The sequence below is a fragment of the Bacteroidota bacterium genome (assembly GCA_030706565.1).
Classification (GTDB): domain Bacteria; phylum Bacteroidota; class Bacteroidia; order Bacteroidales; family JAUZOH01; genus JAUZOH01.
Genome location: JAUZOH010000506.1, coordinates 1 through 2,524, shown reverse-complemented (window position 1 = coordinate 2,524; position 2,524 = coordinate 1). Strand labels below are relative to the sequence as shown.

2 protein-coding genes are annotated in these 2,524 nt (G+C 35.7%); both read left to right on the top strand.

What is annotated here, in order from left to right; all coding sequences use genetic code 11:
* Positions 1 to 25 precede the first annotated feature (25 nt).
* The gene (locus Q8907_16140) at positions 26 to 1,075 is read left to right on the top strand and encodes a DUF5627 domain-containing protein (protein MDP4275798.1); all 1,050 of its coding nucleotides are present in this window, start codon (positions 26 to 28) and stop codon (positions 1,073 to 1,075) included.
* Positions 1,076 to 1,613: 538 nt separating this feature from the next.
* Positions 1,614 to 2,524, top strand: a 911-nt coding sequence (locus Q8907_16135) for a family 43 glycosylhydrolase (protein MDP4275797.1), incomplete at its 3' end; no start/stop codon positions are given.

The following is a 2,524-nucleotide window of genomic DNA, read 5'->3' as shown; positions in this document are numbered from 1 at the left end:
ATACTTAACTATAATATTTGATAAGATGAAAAAGATTATTTATTTGTTGTTGATTATTTTTTCGGTTTTGACTTCTTGCTCAAATGAAAAAATAGAATTTCCTAATTTTGACTATACTACGGTCTATTTCCCGTATCAATCTCCCGTAAGGTCGATTATACTCGGAACGGATTATGTATTTGACAACTCGCTTGATACAGCACATCAATGCATGATTTATGCTACAATGGGCGGGGTTTATAGTAATGATGTCAATCGTATTTTAGATGTACAGGTAGATACCACACTTTGCAAAAACCTTACTTTTGGAAATGCAACCGGTGCGAAAGTACGTCCATTGCCATCAAACTATTATCAATTGATCCCTGTCAGTCCTTCTACTTCTGCTAACCAGATTGTGATCCCTTCGGGATCATTTATGGGCGGTGTAAAAGTGCAACTGACTGATGCTTTTTTTGCTGATCCCCTTGCTCTGTCAAACAACTATGTTATTCCCATGAAAATAACAAAAGTTGCCAATGCGGATTCTATATTATTGGGGAAAAGCTATTTGACCTCTCCTAATCCTTTCGTTGCATCTGATTGGGTAACTGTCCCCAAGAATTATGTTCTTTATGCTGTAAAATATAAAAATCCATGGGATGGCGTTTATCTTCGCAGAGGTATTGAAGTAACTACAGGAAGTGGCCAGGATACTACATATATTTATCATCAGAAATATGTGGAATCTGATCAGGTGATAACCGCAGTGTCTTCTGTCGCCTTGAATAAACTTTTAATTTCTCTCAATGCAAAAATTAAAGGTAATTTGAATGTTCCGTTCCAACTGCTGTTGACCTTTGACAATAATGGTAACTGTACCATCACAAATCCTGCAACTGCGACTTATACTGTTGCCGGTACAGGTGAATATAAGAAGAAATGTGATATGTTCGGTAATAATGTGCAACGTGATGCCTTACACCTGAATTATACGGTTAACTTTGGCTCCACTTTCCACACGATGAAGGATACCTTAGTGTTAAGAGACAGGGTGGACAAATCTGAAACATTTTCACCTTTTTATAATAAATAATTTATAATCAACAATAAGGGGAATAAATAAAAATAACTTGGATTAGCAGGGCTTTGTCCCCGTTAATTCAAGTTGTTTTTCAATAACACAAGGATTGTTTTTATCTTTTGTTGAAATATTTTAATGTTTATATTGTAGATTGTTGTGATCTTAAATTATAAGCTTTATATCAATAAAACTAAATCACCTAAAACATTTATTTTTAATCATGGACCAAGGGTGATCTAAATGAATTACGTGTTAATTGTTATTGGTAATATATATCAGGATGAATCTGCTCATTCATCGTCTGTCCTTAGTCCGGGATTAGGATCCTTTTCATAACGTGGATTGACAGTAAATGATAATATTTACCAAATTGTTTCAATAGAAAATCAGTAAAATAATTAATTGTTTAAAATTAATAACTTAACAATTTTTTATTTTCATTTATAATGTTAAGGAATAAAACGAATTATTTCAATCATAGTTGAAAAATATATACTATCCTGTGTTGAAAGAAATTATTAGAAATTTTAAAAATTATCATTTGAGAAAGATGAAAAAATCAATTATAATTGGAATAGCAAGTTTGATGTTACAATCTGCAATCGGATTTAGCCAGACTTTTTCAACTAAAACATTTACCAATCCCGTTATCCCTGGTGATCATTCCGATTGTACCTTAACTCAGGTGGGTAATGATTTTTATACTACCGGCTCATCTTTTAATCCCACCCCGGTGATTTATCATTCTACTGATTTGGTCCATTGGGAGGCAATCGCACAACCTGTATCGGGCGCATGGAGCGAATATGGAGACAGGCCCTCTGGCGGATGTTGGGGCGGTCAGCTGGTGTATTATGCGAATCAATATTGGGACTTCTTTTCCCATAATGGTTCTATGTGGTTTGTGACTGCTGAAAAACCTTCCGGTCCCTGGAATATGCCCGTCAAAGTTAAAAATCCGCCAGAACTGTCTTATTCTTTAGGTTATGATAATTCTATCTTCATTGACGATAATGGGAAATGGTATATGATTGTGAAAAATGGACAACCTAACAATGGAATTGTTGAATTGGGAAATGACGGACAACCGACTGGGGTGGTGTATGATTTGAATTGGTTAAATACCCTGAACAATCACTTCCCCTATAGTTGGGCAGAAGGCCCTGTTATGTGGAAAGAAAATGGATATTATTACTATTCTTTTGCCCGTGATGTTTCGGGTGGACAAAAAGTAATGCGAAGTAAAACCTTGTCGGCTGACCAATCTTCATGGTCTACTCCTGTGAATTTGTTCAATGAAAATGATCCGGACAGGCCTAAGGCAATTTTCTCCGGTCCTAATCATGCTTCTGCAGTTGTTAAACTGAAAGATGGAACGAACTGGTTGTTGCATCCTGTTTGGGCAAGGGCAAATAATAATGAATGGTTTGGCCAGGGAAGACAGGGATTATTAAACCAGGT

Bases quoted from the DNA above. Each gene is read 5' to 3' on its own strand.
- Q8907_16140 (MDP4275798.1), top strand. From the start codon at position 26: ATGAAAAAGATTATTTATTTGTTGTTGATTATTTTTTCGGTTTTGACT.